This window comes from Pseudomonas sp. SDO5522_S412, assembly GCF_054071215.1.
The window spans coordinates 1-22051 of sequence record NZ_JBSVWQ010000098.1 but is presented as its reverse complement, the minus strand read 5'-3'; the positions used below and the strand labels follow the sequence as shown (position 1 = coordinate 22051).

General features: G+C 60.2%; 21 protein-coding genes, 5 tRNA genes and 1 pseudogene. 16 read left to right on the top strand and 11 right to left on the bottom strand.

What is annotated here, in order from left to right:
- Nucleotides 1-154: 154 nt before the first annotated feature.
- From ACW9I6_RS19340 to ACW9I6_RS19270, 15 genes are all read left to right on the top strand, one after another.
- Nucleotides 155-1165, top strand: a complete 1011-nt coding sequence (locus tag ACW9I6_RS19340; protein WP_177021763.1) for an aspartate-semialdehyde dehydrogenase — start codon at nt 155-157, stop codon at nt 1163-1165.
- A gap of 160 nt (nt 1166-1325) precedes the next feature.
- Nucleotides 1326-3884, top strand: a complete 2559-nt coding sequence (locus tag ACW9I6_RS19335) for a FimV/HubP family polar landmark protein (protein WP_457339674.1) — start codon at nt 1326-1328, stop codon at nt 3882-3884.
- Nucleotides 3885-4040: 156 nt separating this feature from the next.
- The gene (truA, locus tag ACW9I6_RS19330; protein WP_003212671.1) at nt 4041-4865 is read left to right on the top strand and encodes a tRNA pseudouridine(38-40) synthase TruA; all 825 of its coding nucleotides are present in this window, start codon (nt 4041-4043) and stop codon (nt 4863-4865) included.
- A gap of 63 nt (nt 4866-4928) precedes the next feature.
- Entirely contained in the window at nt 4929-5561 is a 633-nt protein-coding gene (locus tag ACW9I6_RS19325; RefSeq protein ID WP_003212673.1) for a phosphoribosylanthranilate isomerase, read from the top strand.
- A gap of 243 nt (nt 5562-5804) precedes the next feature.
- Entirely contained in the window at nt 5805-6725 is a 921-nt protein-coding gene (gene accD / locus ACW9I6_RS19320; protein WP_003212675.1) for an acetyl-CoA carboxylase, carboxyltransferase subunit beta, read from the top strand.
- Complete coding sequence (gene folC, locus ACW9I6_RS19315) at nt 6722-8029, top strand: bifunctional tetrahydrofolate synthase/dihydrofolate synthase (RefSeq protein WP_457339673.1); 1308 nt, start codon at nt 6722-6724, stop codon at nt 8027-8029. Before accD ends, folC begins: the two co-directional genes overlap by 4 nt.
- Nucleotides 8013-8675 carry an SPOR domain-containing protein gene (locus tag ACW9I6_RS19310; protein ID WP_087693954.1) on the top strand — a complete coding sequence of 221 codons (663 nt, stop codon included), beginning with the start codon at nt 8013-8015 and terminating at the stop codon, nt 8673-8675. The genes folC and ACW9I6_RS19310 overlap by 17 nt, the downstream gene beginning before the upstream one ends.
- A gap of 254 nt (nt 8676-8929) precedes the next feature.
- The gene (locus tag ACW9I6_RS19305) at nt 8930-9487 is read left to right on the top strand and encodes a CvpA family protein (RefSeq protein ID WP_003212681.1); all 558 of its coding nucleotides are present in this window, start codon (nt 8930-8932) and stop codon (nt 9485-9487) included.
- Between the two features lie 41 nt (nt 9488-9528).
- A complete protein-coding gene (gene purF, locus ACW9I6_RS19300) occupies nt 9529-11034 on the top strand; it encodes an amidophosphoribosyltransferase (protein ID WP_003212683.1) in 1506 nt (501 codons plus the stop codon).
- A gap of 66 nt (nt 11035-11100) precedes the next feature.
- On the top strand, nt 11101-12312 hold the full coding sequence (locus tag ACW9I6_RS19295) for an O-succinylhomoserine sulfhydrylase (protein WP_008438742.1): 1212 nt from the start codon (nt 11101-11103) through the stop codon (nt 12310-12312).
- Nucleotides 12313-12323: 11 nt separating this feature from the next.
- Nucleotides 12324-13088, top strand: a complete 765-nt coding sequence (locus tag ACW9I6_RS19290) for an SDR family oxidoreductase (protein ID WP_003212687.1) — start codon at nt 12324-12326, stop codon at nt 13086-13088.
- Between the two features lie 107 nt (nt 13089-13195).
- Nucleotides 13196-13271: transfer RNA gene (locus ACW9I6_RS19285), tRNA-Val, on the top strand.
- A gap of 55 nt (nt 13272-13326) precedes the next feature.
- Nucleotides 13327-13403: transfer RNA gene (locus tag ACW9I6_RS19280), tRNA-Asp, on the top strand.
- Nucleotides 13404-13508: 105 nt separating this feature from the next.
- Nucleotides 13509-13585, top strand: a tRNA-Asp gene (locus tag ACW9I6_RS19275).
- A gap of 105 nt (nt 13586-13690) precedes the next feature.
- A tRNA-Asp gene (locus ACW9I6_RS19270) sits at nt 13691-13767 on the top strand.
- Nucleotides 13768-13933: 166 nt separating this feature from the next.
- Here ACW9I6_RS19270 and ACW9I6_RS19265 read toward each other — a convergent pair.
- Entirely contained in the window at nt 13934-15217 is a 1284-nt protein-coding gene (locus ACW9I6_RS19265) for an NAD(P)/FAD-dependent oxidoreductase (RefSeq protein ID WP_008438740.1), read from the bottom strand.
- 183 nt (nt 15218-15400) lie between these two features.
- Here ACW9I6_RS19265 and ACW9I6_RS19260 point away from each other — a divergent pair.
- A tRNA-Val gene (locus tag ACW9I6_RS19260) sits at nt 15401-15477 on the top strand.
- A 168-nt stretch (nt 15478-15645) separates the two neighbouring features.
- On the opposite strand, the gene ACW9I6_RS19255 is transcribed toward ACW9I6_RS19260, so the two are convergent.
- The 10 genes and pseudogenes from ACW9I6_RS19255 to ACW9I6_RS19210 all read right to left on the bottom strand — a co-directional run bounded on the left by ACW9I6_RS19255 (nt 15646) and on the right by ACW9I6_RS19210 (nt 21978).
- Nucleotides 15646-15957: a hypothetical protein gene (locus tag ACW9I6_RS19255; protein ID WP_102606034.1), complete on the bottom strand. Its 312-nt coding sequence runs from the start codon at nt 15955-15957 to the stop codon at nt 15646-15648.
- A 323-nt stretch (nt 15958-16280) separates the two neighbouring features.
- Nucleotides 16281-18137, bottom strand: coding sequence for a hypothetical protein (locus tag ACW9I6_RS19250; protein ID WP_457339672.1), 1857 nt, complete (start codon nt 18135-18137; stop codon nt 16281-16283).
- On the bottom strand, nt 18109-18369 hold the full coding sequence (locus ACW9I6_RS19245; protein ID WP_080673251.1) for a hypothetical protein: 261 nt from the start codon (nt 18367-18369) through the stop codon (nt 18109-18111). Before ACW9I6_RS19245 ends, ACW9I6_RS19250 begins: the two co-directional genes overlap by 29 nt.
- 317 nt (nt 18370-18686) lie before the next feature.
- On the bottom strand, nt 18687-19250 hold the full coding sequence (locus ACW9I6_RS19240; RefSeq protein WP_102606480.1) for a siphovirus Gp157 family protein: 564 nt from the start codon (nt 19248-19250) through the stop codon (nt 18687-18689).
- A pseudogene (locus tag ACW9I6_RS19235) lies at nt 19247-19971 on the bottom strand (hypothetical protein). Before ACW9I6_RS19235 ends, ACW9I6_RS19240 begins: the two are co-directional and overlap by 4 nt.
- A 126-nt stretch (nt 19972-20097) precedes the next feature.
- Complete coding sequence (locus ACW9I6_RS19230; protein WP_457339671.1) at nt 20098-20322, bottom strand: hypothetical protein; 225 nt, start codon at nt 20320-20322, stop codon at nt 20098-20100.
- Nucleotides 20319-20510, bottom strand: a complete 192-nt coding sequence (locus tag ACW9I6_RS19225) for a hypothetical protein (protein WP_102368932.1) — start codon at nt 20508-20510, stop codon at nt 20319-20321. Before ACW9I6_RS19225 ends, ACW9I6_RS19230 begins: the two co-directional genes overlap by 4 nt.
- On the bottom strand, nt 20507-20944 hold the full coding sequence (locus ACW9I6_RS19220; RefSeq protein ID WP_003212717.1) for a hypothetical protein: 438 nt from the start codon (nt 20942-20944) through the stop codon (nt 20507-20509). The genes ACW9I6_RS19225 and ACW9I6_RS19220 overlap by 4 nt, the downstream gene beginning before the upstream one ends.
- A 160-nt stretch (nt 20945-21104) precedes the next feature.
- Entirely contained in the window at nt 21105-21425 is a 321-nt protein-coding gene (locus ACW9I6_RS19215) for a hypothetical protein (RefSeq protein WP_158244087.1), read from the bottom strand.
- Between the two features lie 256 nt (nt 21426-21681).
- Nucleotides 21682-21978 (bottom strand): hypothetical protein, encoded by a 297-nt coding sequence (locus ACW9I6_RS19210; RefSeq protein ID WP_003212721.1) that lies wholly within the window; start codon nt 21976-21978, stop codon nt 21682-21684.
- Nucleotides 21979-22051 lie beyond the last annotated feature (73 nt).

Sequence of the window (22051 nt, the reverse complement as noted above, 5' to 3'; positions counted from 1 at the left end):
TCGAGCGAGTTTCTTCAGTTGAAATGCGATCAAATGTGGGAGCGGGCTTGCTCGCGAAGAGGCCATCAGCCACACCACAAGCCCCAGCCCAATTGCCTCACCCCCAGCCACCCGGTAAAGTGCCGCTCCCCCCGCAATGCCCGAGGCAGCCCCCATGACCCAGACCTTTGATATTGCCGTGATCGGCGCCACCGGCACCGTTGGCGAAACCCTGGTGCAGATCCTCGAAGAGCAGGACTTCCCGGTAGGCAGCCTGCACCTGTTGGCCAGCAGCGAGTCGGCCGGGCATTCGGTGCCGTTTCGTGGCAAGAACGTGCGGGTGCGGGAAGTCGATGAATTCGATTTCAGCAAAGTCCAACTGGTGTTCTTCGCCGCCGGCCCTGCGGTCACCTTGAGTTTTGCCCCGCGCGCCACCGCTGCGAGCTGCACCCTGATCGACTTGTCCGGCGCCTTGCCGGCCGATCAGGCGCCGCAGGTAGTGCCGGAAGCCAACGCGCAGATCCTCGATGGCCTGAAAAAACCTTATCAGGTCAGCAGCCCAAGCCCGTCGGCCACTGCCCTGGCCGTGGTGCTGGCGCCACTGCGCGGCTTGCTGGACATTCAGCGCGTCAACGTCACCGCCAACCTCGCTGTTTCCGCCCAGGGCCGTGAGGCTGTCAGCGAACTCGCCCGGCAGACCGCCGAGTTGTTGAATGTGCGCCCGCTGGAGCCGAAGTTCTTCGACCGGCAAATGGCCTTTAACCTGCTGGCCCAGGTCGGCAAGCCTGACGCGCAAGGCCACACCGCCCTGGAAAAACGCCTGGTGCACGAATTGCGCGCCGTGCTGGAAATGCCTTTGCTAAAGATTTCCGTCACTTGCGTTCAAGCCCCGGTGTTTTTTGGCGATAGCCTGACTGTGTCACTGCAATTGGGGGCAGCGGTGGATCTCGCTGCCGTCAACCGTGCCCTGGACTCGGCACCGGGTGTCGAGTTGGTGGAAGAGGGCGATTACCCCACGGCTGTGGGCGATGCGGTCGGTCAGGACGTGGTCTACGTGGGCCGGGTTCGTGCCGGTGTTGATGACCCCGCGGAACTAAATATGTGGCTGGCGTCAGATAACGTACGCAAAGGGGCGGCACTGAACGCCGTACAGCTGGCGCAGTTGTTGATAAAAGGCCTTGTGTAAAAGATACTTGGCGGCAATTTGTAGATTGATTCTAGCCAAGCGCTATGCTTGGCCCCAAGCTGGAAAAATTGCGCGTCGGTGACCTATCGGCTCGCCATGCCTAATGGCAGCGGTTACCCACCTTCTCGCCGGCCGGGGAGTGTTCAAAAAGGATGAGGCTATGGTTCAAGTTCGCAAACTGGTGTTAGCAATAGCGGCCGCCTCGGCGCTGTCCTCCGGTATGGCGCAAGCACTGCAGCTTGGGGAGATGACCCTCAAGTCGAAGCTGAACCAGCCGCTGTCGGTGGAAATCGAGTTGCTCGATGTCGGTGGTCTGACCGCCTCCGAGATCACCCCCAGCCTCGCGTCGTCCCAGGCCTTTGTGGATGCGGGCGTCGATCGCCAGGCGTTCCTGAACGACCTGACCTTTACCCCGGTGGTCAATCCCAACGGCCGCAGTGTGGTGCGTGTCACCTCCAGCAAGCCGCTGCCGGATTCCTACGTGCGTTTCCTGCTGCAGGTGCAATGGCCCAACGGCCGCCTGATGCGCGACTATAGCGTGCTGCTGGACCCGGCCAAGTTCGACCAGTCGACCCCGGCCGCCGGTGCACCTGCACCCGCGCCACGCTTGAGTGCGCCCGCGACGACGGCTCCGGCAGTTACCAAGGCCAAGGAACACACCACGACTTCCCGTGACACCTTGTGGGAAATCGCCGCGAAAAACCGCAATGGCGCCTCGGTGCAGCAGACCATGCTGGCCATTCAGGCGCTGAACCCTGACGCCTTTATCGACGGCAACATCAACCGCATGAAAACCGGCCAGGTCCTGCGCCTGCCGGATTCGGGGCAAAGCACCAGCCTGCCGCAGCCCGAGGCGATTGCTGAAGTGACGGCGCAAAACGCGGCGTGGCGCGAGGGCCGCCGTGGCGGCAATCAGCTCGCCGGCAAGGCGCAGCTGGACGCGACCAAGCGTACCCAGGCGGGTAATGCGCCGTCGCAGACCAATACCAAGGACAATTTGAGCCTGGTCTCGGCCGAAGCGGCCAGGAAAGGCGGGAAGGGCGCGGCGGGCGACAGCCGGGCCTTGAACAACAAGCTGGCGGTGACCCAGGAAAGCCTGGATTCGACCCGTCGCGAGAATGAAGAACTGAAAAGCCGCATGGCTGACCTGCAAAGTCAGCTGGACAAGCTGCAGCGGCTGATCGAGCTCAAGAACAACCAACTGGCCAAGTTGCAGACCCCGGGTGGCGCTGCGGCGCAGCCTGCTGCAACGGCGGCGATGCCGGCCGAGCTGGCTGCACAACCGGCGGCGCCGGCAACGGCAGCTCCGGCAGCAACCCCTGCGGCTGCGCCGGTCGAGACCCCGGTCAAGCCGGATGCGGCGCCTGCCAGCACTGAAGGTAAATTCAATGACCTGCTGACCAACCCGATCGTGCTGGGGGTGATCGGCGGCGCAGCGGGTTTGCTGGTGCTGTTGCTTCTGCTGCTGTGGGCCCGTCATCGCAATGCGCGCCTTGAAGAAGAAAAGCACCTGCGCATGGCGCGGGCCCTGGCTGAAGAGCCGGAATTTGCGCCGAACATTGATCACGATCTGCCATCTGACAGTTTCGAAGGCCTTGATGTACCGCCGCCGAACGTCAAGCTGGCTCCAGCTCCAGCTCCAGCTCCGGCGGCGGTGGTTGCCCCGGTGATTGCGCCGGTGGTCGCACCTGTTGCTGTGCAGCGTCCGACCGACGCCCTGGCGCAAGCCCAGTCGCATATCGACCGTGGCCACCTGAACCAGGCTGCGGAAGTGCTGGAAGATGCAATCAAGCAAGAGCCCGCCCGCAGTGACCTGCGTCTCAAGCTGATGGAAGTCCACGGCTTGCAGGGCAACAAGGACGGGTTTGTCACCCAGGAGCGCCAACTGGTCGCCAATGGCGACAACCATGCCCAGGTCGAACAGCTGAAAAGCCGCTTCCCGGCCATGGCCGTGTTCGCAGCAGGCGTCAGCGCTGCCGTTGCCGCTGCCGCTCTCGACGCCCAATACGTCAAGGACCTGCTCAAGGACGAACCGGCACCGCCTGCACCTGAGCCTGCGCCGGACGCGTTTGACACTGACTTCGACCTCAGCCTGGACGATCTGGAGGCTGCTTCGCCAGCTGTGGTCCGCCCGACGTCGGACGACGACCTGAGCTTTGAATCGGTGCTGCAACAGCAGACCGAGGCCAAGGCCAGCGCGGAAGACCTGTCGGATTTCGACCTGGACCTGCAACTCGATCCACCCTCGTCGACCCAGTCAGACGACGACTTCCTCTCCGGCCTTGAAGACCAGATGAAGGACCTGCCGCCGGTAGAGCCGCCGACACTGACGCCGGCCGACCTGGACGACCTCGACCTGCCGGAGGATTTCGACCTGTCCCTGGCCGACGAGCCCGAGGCGCCCGCAGCGGCCAAGCCGGACGCGTTTGCGTCGGAGCTTGATGATGTCAACGCCGAGCTGGATCGCCTGTCGCAAAGCCTGGAACATCCGCCAATCGAACCGTCCTTCACCGCCGACGACGCGGCGTTGGGTGGCGATGAGCCGGAATTCGACTTCCTCTCCGGTACCGACGAAGTGGCCACCAAGCTCGACCTGGCGCAGGCCTACATCGACATGGGCGATGCCGACGGTGCGCGGGACATTCTTGGCGAGGTGCTCAAGGAAGGCGATGACGGTCAGAAGGGCGAGGCCAAGGAAATGCTCAGCCGGCTGGCTTGATACGCGCGGTAAATACAACGGCAGCCTTCGGGCTGCCGTTTTGCCATCCAGGCACCAAACCCATGGCGTCCCAGGCGCACGGCCTTATAATGGCCGCCTTTGCGCAACTCATCAGGCTCTCAGTTCTTGGCAAATATAGATAACGCGGCCGCCGAAATGGCGGCCGCAGGCTTTTTCAGAATCGCCCTGGGCGTGGAATACAAAGGCTCGCGCTATCGTGGCTGGCAACGCCAGGCCTCCGGTGTGCCGACGGTGCAGGAAACCCTGGAGAAGGCCCTGTCGAAAGTCGCCGACTCACCGGTGTCGCTGATGTGCGCCGGGCGGACCGATGCCGGCGTGCACGCTTGCGGGCAAGTGGTGCACTTTGACACTCAGGCCGAGCGCTCGATGAAGGCATGGGTGATGGGCGCCAATATCAACTTGCCCCACGACGTCAGCGTCAGTTGGGCCAAGGTAATGCCGGCGGACTTTCACGCGCGATTCAAGGCCATCGCCCGGCGTTATCGCTATGTGATCTACAACGATCAGATCCGCCCGGCCCATCTCAACGAAGAAATCACCTGGAACCACCGCCCGCTGGACGCCGAGCGCATGGCCGAGGCGGCCCAGCATCTTGTAGGTATCCACGATTTCAGCGCGTTCCGTGCCGGGCAGTGCCAGGCCAAGTCGCCGATCAAGGAAGTCCACCACCTGCGGGTGACGCGCCACGGCAAGATGATCGTGCTGGATATCCGCGCCGGCGCCTTCCTGCACCATATGGTGCGCAATATCGCCGGGGTGCTGATGACCATCGGTACCGGCGAACGCCCGGTGGAATGGGCCAGGGAAGTGCTGGAAAGCCGGATTCGCCGTACCGGCGGCGTCACGGCGCATCCGTTCGGCCTGTACCTGGTGGATGTGGAGTACCGCGACGAGTTCGAATTGCCCCAGCGATTCATCGGGCCACACTTCCTCACAGGTTTCAGCGAACTTGGCGGCTGACGCCCTCAAAAGCATTTGTTACCATCCGGGACTTTCCCGGACACGCCCTGAGGTTTCATCGACATGTCTGCCGTTCGCAGCAAGATTTGCGGGATTACCCGCATAGAAGACGCGTTGGCGGCGGTCGAGGCGGGGGCCGATGCCATCGGTTTCGTGTTTTATGCCAAAAGCCCGCGGGCGGTGAATGTCTTGCAGGCGCGGGCGATCATTGCCGCATTGCCACCGTTCGTGACCACCGTGGGGTTGTTCGTCAACGCCAGCCGCTGCGAGCTCAATGAAACCCTCGACGCCGTGCAACTGGACATGCTGCAGTTCCATGGCGATGAGAGCCCGGACGAGTGCGAGAGCTACCAGCGCCCGTACATCAAGGCGCTGCGGGTCAAGGCCGGGGACGATATTGCTGCGGCATGCGCTGCCTATGGCGGGGCTCGCGGGATTCTTCTCGACACCTACGTCGAAGGCGTTCCCGGTGGTACGGGCGAGGCGTTTGACTGGTCGTTGATTCCCGAGGGGTTGAGCAAGCCGATTATCCTCGCGGGCGGCCTGAATCCGGACAACGTGGCCAGTGCCATCCAGCAGGTTCGGCCGTATGCCGTGGACGTCAGCGGCGGGGTAGAGCAGGGCAAGGGCATCAAGGATCACGCAAGGATTCGCGCATTCATGCAGGCCGTGCGCGACAGCAGCGGGACGATGTGACGGCTGGCAGTCTGCCGCCGTCCATAACTACCACTGTGTAAAACAGCCCGGCGCCGCCTGTGGGAGGCCCGGAAATGAAGTGGCAACCCTGCACGGCAGGTTGTCTGGAAGGCTGAGGGCACAGGCAGGAAATGGCTGGTCGAACGTCTGACCCCGTCCAGTTTGTGTCATCGCCACATATGAATTTAGCTCAAGGGCATACGCGGGGCTGTGTTCAAGCCACCGGTACTGGAGAAAGAAAGCATGAGCAACTGGTTAGTAGACAAACTGATCCCTTCGATCATGCGTTCCGAGGTGAAGAAAAGCTCGGTTCCTGAAGGTCTTTGGCACAAGTGCCCATCCTGCGACGCGGTGCTGTACCGCCCGGAGCTGGAAAAGACCCTGGACGTTTGCCCCAAGTGCAATCACCACATGCGTATCGGCGCCCGCGCCCGCATTGATATTTTCCTCGACGCCGATGGTCGCTCCGAACTGGGCGCTGACCTGGAGCCGGTTGACCGTCTGAAGTTCCGCGACGGCAAGAAGTACAAGGACCGCCTGACCGCGGCCCAGAAGCAGACCGGTGAAAAGGACGCGCTGATTTCCGTCAGCGGCAAGCTGCTGGGCATGCCGGTGGTGGTTTCGGCCTTCGAATTCTCCTTCATGGGCGGCTCGATGGGCGCCATTGTCGGTGAGCGTTTCGTACGTGCCGCCAACTACGCGCTGGAAAACCGTTGCCCGATGATCTGCTTCGCCGCCTCCGGTGGTGCGCGGATGCAGGAAGCACTGATCTCGCTGATGCAAATGGCCAAGACCTCCGCGGTACTGGCGCGTCTGCGCGAAGAAGGTATTCCGTTCATCTCCGTGCTGACCGACCCGGTCTACGGCGGTGTGTCCGCCAGCCTGGCGATGCTGGGTGACGTGATCGTCGGTGAGCCGAAGGCGCTGATCGGCTTTGCCGGCCCGCGTGTTATCGAGCAGACCGTTCGCGAAAAACTGCCGGAAGGTTTCCAGCGCAGCGAGTTCCTGCTTGAGCACGGCGCGATCGACCTGATCATTCCGCGCGGCGAACTGCGTCCGCGCCTGGGTAGCCTGCTGGCGCAAATGATGGGCCTGCCGACACCTGTGTACGTCGCGCCTAAAATCGAGCCGATTGTCGTGCCACCGGTGCCTGCAAACATATGACCCAACGTACCCTGGGCGAATGGCTCGCCTACCTTGAGCAGTTGCATCCGTCAGCCATCGACATGGGCCTGGAGCGCTCGCAACAGGTAGCGGCCCGCCTCGGGTTGGGCCGGCCGGCGCCGCGTGTGATCACGGTGACCGGCACCAACGGCAAGGGCTCTACCTGCGCCTTTGTCGCGGCCTTGCTGCAAGCCCAGGGCCTGAAGGTCGGCGTGTACAACTCGCCGCACCTGCTGCGCTACAACGAGCGGGTGCAGCTCAATGGCGTCGAAGCCACTGACGAGCAACTCTGCGAAGCCTTCGCCGCACTTGATGCCGGGCGTGGCGAGATTTCCCTGACCTATTTCGAGATGGGCACCCTGGCGGCGTTCTGGCTGTTCGAGCGTGCGCAGCTGGATGTAGTGGTGCTGGAAGTCGGCCTGGGTGGGCGTCTGGACACGGTCAACGTGGTGGATGCCGACCTGGCGCTGATTACCAGTATTGGCGTCGACCATGCGGACTACCTGGGTAACACCCGTGAGTCCGTGGCCTATGAAAAAGCCGGGATCTTCCGCCAGGGCAAGCCTGCACTGTGCGGCGACCTGGACCCGCCGCATACCTTGCTGGACAAGGTGCGCGAGCTGGATTGCCCGTTCTTCCTGCGCGGGCGTGATTTCAATCTCGAGATTGGCGACCAATTCTGGCAATGGCGCGGGCTTGACGCGCGCGGTCAAACCGTCGAGTTGCGCGACTTGCCACTGCTGAACCTGCCGATGGAAAACGCCGCGCTCGCGCTGCAAGCCTACCTGTTGCTGGATTTGCCCTGGCATGCCGAGCAGATTGCCGCTACGTTGCAGGCTACTCGCGTGGTGGGGCGCCTTGACCGGCGCACGTTCGACTGGGAGGGCAAGCGCCTGAACCTGCTGCTGGACGTGGGGCATAACCCTCACGCCGCTGAATACCTGGCCAGGCGCCTGGCACGCACGCCGCCCGCCGGTCGCCGCCTCGCGGTGTTCGGGTTGTTGTCCGACAAGGACCTGGACGGCGTGGTTGAACCCTTGCTGGGCGACGTCCAGGCCTGGGCGGTTGCACCGCTGGATACGTCCCGCAGTCGTCCTGCCATCGAGTTGCAGGTTGCCTTGCAGAACCTTGGCGCGTCCGTGACGTCCCATGCAAGCGTGACAGCCGCCCTGGAAGCCCAGTGCGCGGTTGCGACGCCTGAGGATGAGATTCTGTTGTTCGGATCATTTTATTGTGTTGCCGAGGCGCTCGAATGGTTGGCCCGGCGCTCCACGGAGGAAGCTGCACATGGCATTACTGGATAGCGCATACAAGCAGCGAATGGTTGGAGCCCTGGTTCTGGTGGCGTTGGCGGTGATTTTCCTGCCGATGCTGTTTTCCCGTCAGGATGAGCAGCGCCAAGTGACCGTTGAAGCGCCAGCTGCGCCCCAGGCGCCTGCGGTGCCTCAGGTTCAGGTTGAGCCGGTGGTGGTTCCCGAGCCGCAAGCGCTGCCGGAAGAAGAGCCGGTGCCGACCGATGACGAAGTGGCTGCACAGCAAGCGCCGTCGATGCCGGTGCAGCCGAGCGTGCCGGTGGTTAAGCCTGCGCCTGCTGCTCCTGCAGTTGCTGCGAAGCCTGCGGCGCCGGCGCCAGCGCCAAAACCTGTGGCCCCGCAACCTGCGGCACCAGGCAAGCCGGACGTGGGCCAGAGCCGTATTGACCCGAATGGCTTGCCGATCAGTTGGTCGATCCAGCTGGCCAGCCTGGCTAACCGCGAAAGTGCTGATGCGTTGCAGAAGAAGCTGCGCACCCAGGGTTACAACGCCTATATCCGCAGCGCCGATGGCAAGAACCGGGTATTCATCGGGCCGCTGATCGAGCGGGCTGAAGCCGATCGCCTGCGGGACCTGTTGGATCGCCAGCAGAACCTCAAGGGTTTTGTGGTTCGCTTCCAGCCCGAAAAAGGCTGAGGCTGCAAGGATTCAAGCTGGGATGCGGTCAATGTGGGAGCGGGCTTGCTCGCGAAGCGGTGTATCAGTCAGCAGATTTATTGGCTGCCCCACCGCCTTCGCGAGCACGCCCGCTCCCACAAGTGTTTTGGGTGTGCCGCAACAGGCCGGTTTCCCCTATAACTCATTGATTTCAAATGCACTGCCAATCACAGCTTACCGATAGCCCAGCGCTCTGCTAAAATGCGCCGCCTTATCCGTCTGTAGGCTGAACTGTGCCATTTACCTGGGTTGATTGGGCGATCGTTGCAATCGTCGCCATCTCCGCTTTGATCAGTCTGAGCCGCGGCTTCGTCAAAGAAGCATTGTCGCTGCTGACATGGATCATCGCAGGAGTTGTAGCCTGGATGTTCGGCGGTTCATTGTCTGTCTACCTGGCCGGATACATCGAGACACCTTCGGCTCGCGTCATCGCGGGCTGCGCCATCATGTTCATCGCCACGTTGTTGGTGGGGGCAATGGTCAATTATCTTATCGGCGAATTGATACGCGTCACCGGTCTCTCCGGGACCGATCGATTTCTCGGCATGGCCTTCGGCGCCGCGCGTGGCGGCTTGCTGGTGGTCGTGGCGGTCGGGCTGTTGAGCCTGGGGCCGGTACAGCAGGATTCGTGGTGGCAGGAGTCGGTACTCGTGCCAAAATTTCTATTGGTTGCAGATTGGTCCAAAAACCTCATTTTGGGGTGGAGCAGTCAGTGGCTGGCCAGCGGGATCAGCGTACCCGCTGATCTTCCGTTCAAGGAACACCTCTTGCCGGCCAAAACGCCTCAGTAAGTTGTGTTCAGTCAAGATTCATTAAGTAGGGGTTGCGTCGCATGTGTGGCATCGTCGGTATCGTCGGTAAGTCGAACGTGAATCAGGCGCTGTATGACGCGCTAACCGTCCTCCAGCACCGCGGCCAGGATGCTGCCGGTATTGTGACCAGCCACGACGGCCGGTTATTCCTGCGCAAGGACAATGGTCTGGTGCGTGACGTGTTCCATCAGCGCCACATGCAGCGCCTGGTCGGGCACATGGGCATTGGCCACGTGCGCTACCCGACAGCGGGCAGCTCGACTTCGGCCGAAGCCCAGCCGTTCTACGTCAACTCGCCCTATGGCATCACCCTGGCGCACAACGGCAACCTGACCAACGTTGAACAACTGGCCAAGGAGATTTACGAATCTGACCTGCGCCACGTCAACACCAACTCGGACTCCGAAGTACTGCTGAACGTGTTCGCCCACGAGCTGGCCCAGCGCGGCAAGCTGCAGCCGACCGAAGAAGACGTGTTCGCTGCCGTGACTGACGTGCACAACCGTTGCGTCGGTGGCTATGCGGTAGTGGCGATGGTGACCGGCTACGGTATCGTCGGTTTCCGCGACCCCCACGGCATCCGCCCGATCGTGTTCGGCCAGCGTCATACCGACGAAGGCGTCGAGTACATGATCGCTTCCGAAAGCGTGTCCCTGGACGTGCTGGGCTTTACCCTGATTCGCGACCTGGCGCCGGGCGAAGCGGTCTACATCACTGAAGACGGCAAGCTGCACACCCGTCAGTGCGCACTGAACCCGAAACTCACCCCGTGCATCTTCGAACACGTCTACCTGGCGCGTCCGGATTCGATCATCGACGGTGTTTCGGTGTACAAGGCGCGCCTGCGCATGGGCGAGAAGCTGGCGGACAAGATCCTGCGCGAGCGCCCGGATCACGACATCGACGTGGTTATCCCGATCCCGGACACCAGCCGCACCGCTGCGCTGGAGTTGGCGAACCACCTGGGCGTGAAATTCCGCGAAGGCTTCGTCAAGAACCGTTACATCGGCCGTACCTTCATCATGCCTGGCCAGGCTGCGCGCAAGAAGTCGGTACGCCAGAAGCTCAACGCGATCGAGCTGGAATTCCGCGGCAAGAACGTGATGCTGGTGGATGACTCCATCGTACGCGGTACCACCTGCAAGCAGATCATCCAGATGGCCCGCGAAGCCGGTGCGAAGAACGTTTACTTCTGTTCCGCCGCGCCTGCCGTGCGTTACCCGAACGTGTACGGCATCGACATGCCGAGCGCCCACGAACTGATCGCCCATAACCGTTCGACCCAGGACGTTGCGGACCTGATCGGCGCCGACTGGCTGATCTACCAGGACCTGCCGGACCTGATCGAAGCCGTCGGTGGTGGCAAGATCAAGATCGAGGAGTTCGATTGCGCGGTGTTCGACGGCAAGTACGTCACCGGCGATGTCGACGAGGCCTACCTGAACAAGATCGAGCAGGCCCGTAACGATTCCTCGAAGATCAAGACCCAGGCGGTCAGCGCGATCATCGACCTGTACAACAACTGAGTAGACACCGGCCCTGAGGGGCCGGTTTTGTATCTTTGATAAAGCATTCGAGTTGAGGAGTAGAGCATGAGTCAGGAATGGGATGCCGGTCGCTTGGACAGCGACCTCGATGGCGTAGCTTTCGATACCCTGGCTGTGCGCGCCGGCCAGCACCGCACCCCGGAAGGTGAGCACGGTGACCCGATGTTCTTTACCTCCAGCTATGTGTTCCGCACTGCGGCCGACGCCGCTGCGCGTTTTGCCGGTGAAGTGCCGGGCAACGTTTATTCGCGTTACACCAACCCGACCGTGCGCGCGTTCGAAGAGCGTATCGCCGCGCTGGAAGGCGCCGAGCAAGCTGTCGCCACTGCCACGGGCATGGCCGCGATTCTCGCGGTAGTCATGAGCCTGTGCAGTGCCGGTGACCACGTCCTGGTATCGCGCAGCGTGTTTGGTTCGACCATCAGCCTGTTCGAAAAGTACTTCAAGCGTTTTGGTATTGAAGTCGACTACGTGCCGCTGGCGGACCTGTCCGGCTGGGACGCGGCCATCAAGGCCAACACCAAATTGCTGTTCGTCGAGTCGCCGTCCAATCCATTGGCCGAGCTGGTGGACATTGCCGCATTGTCCGAAGTGGCCCACGCCAAGGGCGCGATGCTGATCGTCGACAACTGCTTCTGCACCCCTGCATTGCAGCAGCCGCTGAAGCTGGGCGCAGACATCGTTGTGCACTCGGCCACCAAGTTCATCGACGGCCAGGGCCGTTGCATGGGGGGCGTGGTTGCCGGCCGCAGCGAGCAGATGAAGGAAGTGGTGGGCTTCTTGCGCACCGCCGGCCCGACCCTGAGCCCGTTCAACGCCTGGATCTTCCTTAAAGGCCTGGAGACCCTGAGCCTGCGGATGAAGGCCCATTGTGCCAACGCCCAGGCCCTGGCCGAGTGGCTGGAGCAGCAGGACGGTATCGAGAAGGTCCACTACGCCGGCCTCAAGAGCCACCCGCAACACGAGTTGGCCCAGCGCCAGCAGCGTGGCTTCGGCGCCGTGGTGAGTTTCGAGGTCAAGGGCGGCAAAGAGGGCGCCTGGCGCTTTATCGATGCGACTCGCTTGATCTCCATCACCGCCAACCTGGGTGACAGCAAGACCACTATCACTCACCCGAGCACCACCTCCCACGGCCGCCTGGCGCCGCAGGAGCGTGAAGCTGCCGGGATCCGTGACAGCCTGATCCGCATTGCGGTGGGCCTGGAAGACGTCGCTGACCTGCAGGCCGACCTGGCCCGTGGGTTGGCTGCCCTGTGATCGAGTGGTCCATGGAGGCGGCGAGCGCCAGTAACGGGCGGGTCGCGCTGGTGACCGGCGCGGCGCGGGGCATCGGCCTGGGGATTGCCGCCTGGTTGATCAGCGAAGGCTGGCAGGTGGTATTGACGGACCTGGACCGAGAGCGCGGTTCCAAGGTGTCCAAGGTGCTCGGCGACAACGCCTGGTTTATTACCATGGACGTGGCCGATGAGCGGCAGGTTGCCCAGGGCGTGGCCGAGGTACTTGGCCAGTTCGGGCGCCTGGATGCGCTGGTGTGCAATGCCGCTGTGGCCGACCCGCGCAACATCACCCTGGAAAGTCTCGACCTGGCTTACTGGAATCGTGTACTGGCGGTGAACCTCAGTGGTCCCATGTTGCTGGCCAAGCACTGTGCGCCCTACCTGCGGGCCCACGGCGGCGCCATCGTCAACCTGGCGTCGACCCGGGCACGCCAGTCGGAACCGGACACCGAAGCCTATGCGGCGAGCAAGGGCGGTTTGCTGGCCCTGACCCACGCGTTGGCTATCAGCCTCGGGCCGGAAGTACGGGTCAATGCCGTCAGCCCGGGCTGGATCGATGCCCGTGACCCGGCTGCACGCCGTGCCGAGCCGCTGACGGATGCGGATCACGCCCAGCACCCGGCGGGCAGGGTAGGCACTGTGGAAGACGTAGCGGCGATGGTGGCGTGGTTGCTGTCGCGCAATGCCGGGTTTGTCACCGGGCAAGAGTTCGTCGTCGACGGCGGCATGAGCAAGAAGATGATTTACACCGAGTAGGGCGGGTCGCGGTCCTGAAGCCATTTTGTCTTTTTCAGAAAAACTTCAAGCAGGCTATTGACTTAGGTCCGCTACCTGCGTAAATTTCGCGGCCTCAACGAAGCAAAGGGTGATTAGCTCAGCTGGGAGAGCATCTGCCTTACAAGCAGAGGGTCGGCGGTTCGATCCCGTCATCACCCACCACTTCTTGAGAGTTTTGCCCTAGGGCAAGACGCAACGTTAAAGGTTGCACCGACGCGCAGCGGTAGTTCAGTCGGTTAGAATACCGGCCTGTCACGCCGGGGGTCGCGGGTTCGAGTCCCGTCCGCTGCGCCATATTTTCCAGGTCTGATGTTTCAGATTTGAGATTGAACAGCCAAGGCTGGTCAGTCAGATGTTTGAAGGCGGTTGAAGGTGACACTTCAGCAGTCTGAGCGATACGCAGCGGTAGTTCAGTCGGTTAGAATACCGGCCTGTCACGCCGGGGGTCGCGGGTTCGAGTCCCGTCCGCTGCGCCATATTTTCCAGGTCTGATGTTTCAGATTTGAGATTGAACAGCCAAGGCTGGTCAGTCAGATGTTTGAAGGCGGTTGAAGGTGACACTTCAGCAGTCTGAGCGATACGCAGCGGTAGTTCAGTCGGTTAGAATACCGGCCTGTCACGCCGGGGGTCGCGGGTTCGAGTCCCGTCCGCTGCGCCATATCTGTTCCAGGGCCCACTGAACGCCCTGAGACGCCAAAGCAAGCCGCTGGCTTGGTTGGATCGATAGCAAAGACCCTGGTCGAAAGACCGGGGTTTTTTGTGTCTGCGATTGGGTGCCGGCGCGGCAAGTACAGGGGCCGGCAAGCCAGCCCCGTGGTCCGGGGTCAGAATCCCAGCTTGTCCCGCAACCCGTAATACCAGGCCCCCAGCGCCGCAAACGGCGTGCGCAACAGTTGTCCGCCGGGGAAGGGGTAGTGCGGCAGGCCGGCAAACGCATCAAAACGTTCTGCCTGGCCTCTCAGCGCTTCCGCCAGTACCTTGCCCGCCAAGTGGGTATACGTCACGCCATGGCCGCTACAGCCCTGGGAGTAGTAGATGTTATCCCCCAGGCGACCGACCTGCGGCAGGCGCGACAAGGTCAGCAGGAAATTGCCGGTCCAGGCGTAGTCGATCTTCACGTCCTTGAGCTGCGGGAAGGCCTTGAGCATCTTCGGCCGGATGATCGCCTCGATATTCGCCGGGTCACGCGCGCCGTACACCACGCCACCGCCGAAGATCAGGCGCTTGTCGCTCGTCAGGCGGTAGTAGTCCAGCAGGTAATTGCAGTCCTCGACGCAGTAATCCTGTGGCAGCAGCGTCTTCGCCAGTTCATCGCCCAGTGGTGCGGTGGTAATCACCTGCGTACCACACGGCATCGACTTGGCCGCCAGTTCCGGAACCAGGTTCCCCAGATAGGCGTTGCCCGCGACAATAATGAACTTGGCCCTGACCTTGCCGTGCGCCGTATGCACCACCGGATTGGCGCCGCGCTCGATGCGAGTCGCCGCCGACTGCTCATAAATGGTGCCGCCCAGGGACTCCACGGCTGCCGCTTCGCCCAGCGCCAGGTTCAGCGGGTGAATGTGCCCGCCGCTCATGTCGAGCAGGCCGCCCACATAGTTGTCACAGGCGACCACTTCTCGAATGCGCCGCTCGTCCAGCAGCTCCAGCTGGGTGTGGCCGTAGCGCTCCCACAGGCGCTTCTGCGACTCCAGGTGGCCCATGTGCTTGCTGTTCAGTGCCGCAAATACACCGCCGTCCTTCAGATCGCACTGGATCTGATACTTGGCCACCCGCTCCCGAATGATCCTGCCGCCTTCAAATGCCATGTCGCCGAGTAATTTCGCCTGCTGGGGGCCGACACTGCGCTCGATCACATCGATATCACGGCTGTAGCTGTTGACGATCTGCCCACCATTACGGCCCGACGCGCCAAAGCCTACCTTGGCAGCTTCCAGCACTGTCACGCTAAAGCCGTTTTCCAGCAGGAACAGCGCACTGGACAGGCCGGTATAACCGGCGCCAATCACGCACACATCGGTTTCGACTTCACCTTGCAGCTCTGGGCGAGGAGGTACCGCATTCGCAGACGCGGCGTAATACGACTGGGGGTAGGGGGTGTTCGCCATCCTGGAACCTCTGTTTTATATTTTTTACGAGTGCGCCGATCCTACCTGAGTTGAAAATCCGCTGCCAGCCGCCGGAAAATACGGTTGTGCTGGCCACAAATAAAAAATTCGCATATTCATAGGCTTAGCTGCAAAAAAGGTGTTGACACCCCTCGGGAATTCCGTAGAATGCCGCCTCACAGCAGGCACGTAGCTCAGTTGGTTAGAGCACCACCTTGACATGGTGGGGGTCGTTGGTTCGAGTCCAATCGCGCCTACCAAACAAAATCCGCTCTGCTGGGCGGTCTAGAAGGGCTCACCGAAAGGTGGGCCCTTTTTTGTTGCCTGGAATTTGCAAAACTTTTGCAAAACTCCCACCTCAGAACGCCAATTCGGCGCCCACCTCCAGGTACTCGATCTTCTTTTCGTCATGCAGCGAGTAGGGTGGGTTATTCGGGTTCGATGCCGGTCTTGCGGAACTCTTCAAGCTGTCGCGACTGCTTTTCAGTAACCTCGAAAACAGGTCGCGACATGGTGGTGAAGCGGGCAGATTCTTCGGCGGGCGCTGCTGCCAGGTTGATCAGTAGCGTCGAGACCGTCTCCTGCCACTCTTCAAAGTCGTGACGTTCGCCCAGCACTTGAAGCGCATCATCGAGCGCTTTCGAGACAATCAGCGTTCGCTTCTCGGCGCCGATCCGGTCGAGCAGCGCCTTCTCTTTCGCGCGCTTGTCCCGCTGGATCTGCGCGTTGTCCTTGGCCATGGCCTACCTCTTCGATTTCATGTGCTGGCAAATCAAGCCATGCCTGCCGCCGGCGCTGCCGCACCTGGTTGTTGATGCGGTTCACGTGGGCAACAGGTGTGAATTTTTCTATGTGGCTACCTTGTGTCATCGACTTGGATCCGGGCTGACCAATCTGCTATTTGGTCGGCCCGGATCCAGGCTTTTCGGTACTCGGATATGAGGAACGGTTACTACTATGAGCGATTGCAGCCAGTTACCGTATCGACCATATCGAGGTAGTGGCATGGGCCTTCTCAGTGCTTTTGAATATCGGGATGCCACTCCTCAATGGTGTCCGAGTATCAGGCGATGTAGCTTGCATCCGTGATGTTATTCAACGTTTGGGCTGTGGTTGTGGCATCGGGAGCCGCCATTTTAAAACCCACTGTAGAAATGTTGCCTAGCAATGAACACTTTGTTGCGCTGCCGATGGTGACAATTGACCCTCCTGATGCAGGCGGAAGATTAAATGTGTTCATGGCGAAACGTGTTGAGCTTGGATTGTTGATCAACAACGACCCGTTGGCCCGCGTGGTTTGATTGATTACGCTATTGTCGAAAAACTCAGAAAATCCAAGGCTTCCAATAGTCCCTAAGTAAAACGACCATTCCGTGACATTGATCGTGTTGCCTCTAGCCCTTAGCCCCTTCCATGCAGCGGTCCCGGTACCCGCTACAGCGGAGGAAGCAGTAATGTGGTTGTTAAGCAAGTCGATGTTTTTAACGGCCGCGCTTATCTGGATTCCGGTATTGATGGACGTAATATTGTTGCCGACAAACCTTGCCTGTGGTGTTTGCCAGTCAATACCAATTGAGCCTCCGCTGATGCTATTTCCTTCAATCAGGGGGGGCTGTGTCGCTGTATTGAGCTGGGACCTAATACCGATGGCATTTATGGACAGCAACTTCAGGATGTTATTCGAAATGATAATTTGGCCGTCGTGTGTAAAGCCCGTGACCGAGCCGACGCTTATCGCGACAGTGAACGAGCCTTGCAGGCTATTGGAAGATGCAATCAGTCTGTCAGTGCCGCTGTTAAAGAAAATGCCTAGTTGCTGTATTCCCGTAATGTTGTTTCCAGTAATAAGACAGTCGCGGCTTGCGACGGTTGTCGCATCCGGAAGTAGTGGTTGCCCGTTCAAGCCTATATTTGACGACTCTACTTTGCAGAAGTGCAGAACATTGTTGCCAGTGTTGTTGCTGATAATTCCCCCGCGAGTTCCCTGGGAGAAGTCTATGCAAAAGCCGCCAGTGAAGGACTCAAAGTTATTACTCGTGGCTCTTGGGCGATAACAGTTGGTAGCGACCATGCCGTGAACGACAATATTTCGAAGGTCACAGGTTTCTATCCAGATATTCGAGCAGTACTTGGATCCAGTGGGGTCCAATGCGTACTGGCGACCGCCGAGCAAACCGATCAACTGCCCATCTAGGGTGCAGTTTTTAAGCCCTACATCGTCAACCGATCCATCAGCAGTCGGATCGATGATAATCGCAGAGTAGCCGCCCGTGAATTTGATGCCCGAGATCACAATATTCTTGGCGTTAACTACTCTGAAAAATGCCTGCTTGGTAGTGTTGCCCCAGATTAATTCCGAGCCCGCACCTTCTCCTGTAACGTTCTGACCGGTGCCTAGCGTCACGGCGGAGGTCCGATTCGGCTCCCGCCCTTCCGGGTAGACAGCGGCCGGTCCAATCGGCGCTACCTTGTATCGGCCAGACGGAATATGTACAGGGAGTCCAGTGCTGAAGCAAGCCAGGTACCCGGCGGTATCGTCAGTGATTCCGTCGCCCTTGCAGCCGAACTGTTTAAGGGTATAAGGCGTAGTTTGGCAAAGCTTCCAACGGTAAGTGCCGTTGTCACCAACGATCACGCTTCCTTTATTGTCCGGTGTAGTGACATCGTCGGGATCCCTGCGATAGACACCTCCACCTCCATCTCCAGGCACGTAATATCCAAGCACATAAACCGCGTCACTCGCCGTAACGAGTGCCTTAAGTGCTGAGATATTGTCGACGACCTGACTGGTGATACCCGCTTCGTTAATGTTTTCTAGCATTTCCTTTGCTCCTTGATGATGGGGTTTTGCTTGTTTACGATGTTCGAAATCTAGCGTTTCCGGCATGTTTCTACGATCGTTTTGGGTAATCGATACCATGGGCGGCGATGATCCGCTCGAAGGCCTTGTTGCCGATCGCCAGCCTGCCGCAGCACTGGCGCCGGGTGATGCCCAGTTCCAGGAAGGCGCGAATCCGCTCGGCGTACTTCGCGTCGCGGGCCTGAACCTGTTCGCTTCGAACTGCGCCGTTGGCGCCGCCCCGGGTTGGCTTCTTGAAGGCGATGCCGTACTCCTTCGCGAAGCTGTAGAGGGTGCGCCGGCTCAGGCCCAAGGCAACCGATGCCTCCGTTTGCGTGTGCGTGGCTCCCAGTTCCCGAATACGCTCGGCAAGCTCGTCGCGTTCCTGCTGGCGTATATCTTTTGAGTGCAGGGGGCAGGGGAGTCGCCTCAACCCGCCGTCGAACAAATGGCTTCAGCGCTGGCGGCATCTGGTTGCTGTAGGTGATGGGTTTGGGCTTATACCCGATGGGCGCCGCTTCTTCGATCTGGCCGCCGCCGGCCAGAAACCGGGCGACCTGGGCCGCCAGTTCATCCGAGGCCGGGCGTAGTGCCTCGACCAGGCTGAGGTAGTTGCTGATCATGAGGGCCTCACTTAATGCGGATTGAACTGTCGCCGCGCTCCAGGTGAGCCCAGGCTGGTTCGGGTAAAAGTTCGTGCTCCGCATCCTCACCGGCCGCCATACGCTTTGTTACGGCTGCGTTGTGATCTCGGATTTCCTTGAGCTTGGTCGCGATAGCACGCTTGTCGGGAGAGAACACGGTTTTGGTGTCGATGAAGTCATCCGGGATATCGTCTTCTTTATCGACGATGACCTTTTCGGGCGCCAAAGCCAGAGTGATCGTGAACAACGGTCGCCTGATCGTCTTGATGTCGGAGGCCTCCATGTTATTGCGCAAGTACTCGTCGAGCTTGCCTACGGTATTCTTCCGGATGCGCTTGAGCTCATTCAGCCGGTCGACTTCTTTGTCTATTGCGTCGATGTCGCCTTGGATGTTCCGACTCAGCATGACGACGCTCTCAGCCTTATCGCCGAACTCGCCCTGGATCTCCTCCATGGCGTACTGCAGAGCCTCCTTCAACCCCTCGTCGTCGGTGTCAGCCATTGCTTGAAGTTCGGCCAGCTTGCCGGTGAGTGTGTAGAGCTGGGTCATGCTGCAGCCTCCTTATCGGCATCGGTGATTCGCTTCCATTCCAGCGAGATACGCTCGGCGCCCTTGGTGTCCTTGCGCAGAGTGAGTTTGCGTACCGCAACGTCATGGATCTTTTTCAGCTCTTGGGGGGACTGGGCTCCGACCATCGTGTCGATAACCGATTTGATGTAGTCCAGGCGCTCCTGCTGCTGGCGAGCCCTCTCGGCCTCCTGGTCTTCGGCGTGTTCAATCAGCTCTTCGTCCTTCAGTTGATTGACGTACTCCGCGTCGTCAAACATCCCCAGGAACACGTCGGCGCTGAAGCCGAGCATAGATAGCGATTTCTTGATGGCATCGGTCAGCGATTCTTCGGCGCCTCGCCATCGGTTGTCGTACCGAACTTCGATTTGTAGAGGTAGCGAGTGCAGCCGTACTGCTCGATCTCGCCGCGCTTGCCGTCCAGCTCGAACCAGAAGCGAATCTTGATGGTGTGGTTGAGCTCTCGACCCAGTACGAGGCGTTTGTCGCCTTCGCCGCTGGCCATTTCTGAGCCTGCGTCGAAGCGCTCCTCCATGACTGACCACCCAAACCCGATGCCGACAGGCCCGAATATCTCCGTGGCTTTCATGATCATCGCCGTGCCGTTCAGGCTGGTGATCTTCTGTCCGCCAACCTCGGCAGCTTTGGTGTAGCGGGTGTCGGTCGTGCTGACCTTTTCCCAGATCTGCATGTTTGTCGACATGGGGAATCCTTGCCGCGATGCTCGCAGCGATTGAAGGTGTTGGTTATTGGGTGATTCGGTCAGCGAGGGCGCTGAGCAACATCAGGAAGGTGCAGACGGAGAGGGCAGAGAAAGAGCCGCGCCAGATCAGTAGGCGCCTGGTGCGCTGGCGGGTGGTCGCGGCCGAACCCTCACCGCGATCCGCCCGCCCTTCATGGTTGCTGTAAGGCGCTTCGGCAGGGTGGCCACGGCACGCTCACGCGGCTGGCCGATCACTTCATTGAAGGGGAGGCCGAAGCCCAGCATGATCAGCTTGGCCTCCACGTCGTCGAGCTGCTCGTCGATTAGCGATTTAACCGGTGCGGTGGTCATGCGTCCTCCTTGCGCTGCGTGGTGATCTTCAGCAGCCGCTGGCAGTAATGGTTGAACTCCTCGACGGTGATTGCGTCGCCAGTGAGCATGTTGGTGATCATCCGCACCACGACGGCTTGGGCGCCTGGTTCACTGCTGGGATGCTCCAGGGCCTCCAGCGCCTCATCGATCAGGATGTGAGGGCTCATAGGTCTGCATCCACATCGTCTTCGCGCTCTTCCCGTTCCGCCGCTACAGCGTCCTCGGCATAGGGCCTCAGCAGCGCCACAGCGATCTTCTCGACCGCCTCAATCGGACGCTGCTGGCCCAGCAAGTCGGCAGCGTGGGCGCGGGCATCGCTCTGGCTGCCGAGCATTGCCGACAGCAGCAGGCGGGCAAACGAATCGCGCTGGTCCAGGCCGTCGATCTGGCGCTGGTTCAGATGGCCTTGCAGGACAGTGCAGAACCGGTCGAACGTCACCACCTGCGGCTGGCCGTAGCGGCGCTTCCACTTGATGTCGACGCCGCACACCAGGCGCTCCGCCGAATGCTCAAGCCAGTCCGTCACCTCGTCGCTCTCGCTGACCTCTGGAGGCAACTGAGCGTCGTAACGCTCCTGGCATATCTTCAATGCTGCGTTCATGGTCGCCTCCGAGGCGGCTGGGTGGGTTAGTCGGTGTAAGCGACGTATTTGAAGTGGCCGTCTTTGAATCCCGGCATAAATAGGTCTGTCGGGCACCTGACCGGTAAGGTTGTTGGTAGTGGGTGGGGAGGTGTCTATGCGGGGGAAAACTGGAAAATCGTCAATCAATAGCGCTATGATAAATTTCAGTTTTTTCAGGGAGATCAATGATGTTTTTAAAGCGAATTACTGCAGCGCTTCTGCTATTGAGCGTTTCCTCGGTCGCAAGTACCTTGGCAAGCGCAGCAGAGGACGACACCGAAAACGCCGTCAATTTGCTGGCCATTGAAAGCCTTTGCGTCAAGGCCAATCCAGATTCGAATAGCAGCGTTGAGAACGCTTTAAATAGCGATCCGGAGACGACCGAGTCGCTTAGAGCAGAAGTTCGCCGAGTCAAAGCTGATCCAGCTTCCAAAGCAAAAATCCAATCGTTGGCGTTCAATATGAGCAACTCTGTCGTCGTATCTAAGCTTCCAGATATGTGCTCGTACTACCTCCCCAAGAAGTGAGAACGCATACCTTATGCTAGGTGTCTCGCACCTGCGGGGTTGGCGTCCGACATCGTTGGAAGGCTCTCATCGCACAGTCAGCCTAAGCTGACCGCAACCGGCGCCGGGTGCCGCCCACCGTTACCGGCGCTGCGGGCATCGATCTCGACCCAGAGATCATTGACGATTGGCGGCCTCCATTGCTTGGGGTTAGGCGGTTGCTTTGGCTGCGATTAGCCGCTTGGCCTCAATCTCTTCGTCGAATGACAGGAGGTGAGGCGCTACTAGGTAAAGGTTGAGCAATCGTTCGCTTTCATCCGTTGACCATGTCTGGTCGGCTAAGCGTTCTTCGTCGCACTTGGCATAAGCCAAAAGAGCCGATTCGATAACTCCACTCATTGTTCTGCGCTGGATGCGACCCATTACATCGAGCATGTACTTAGCGCGGGGGCTGATTCGAACGCCGATTTGGGCGCTCCTGGTTTTTACGCCAACCTTCTTGGCCATGATTTTCTCCGTTCGTTGGTTCACCTGTATTCGTCAACACTCATGCCTCCCGCTGGTTGCCGATGGGCGCGGG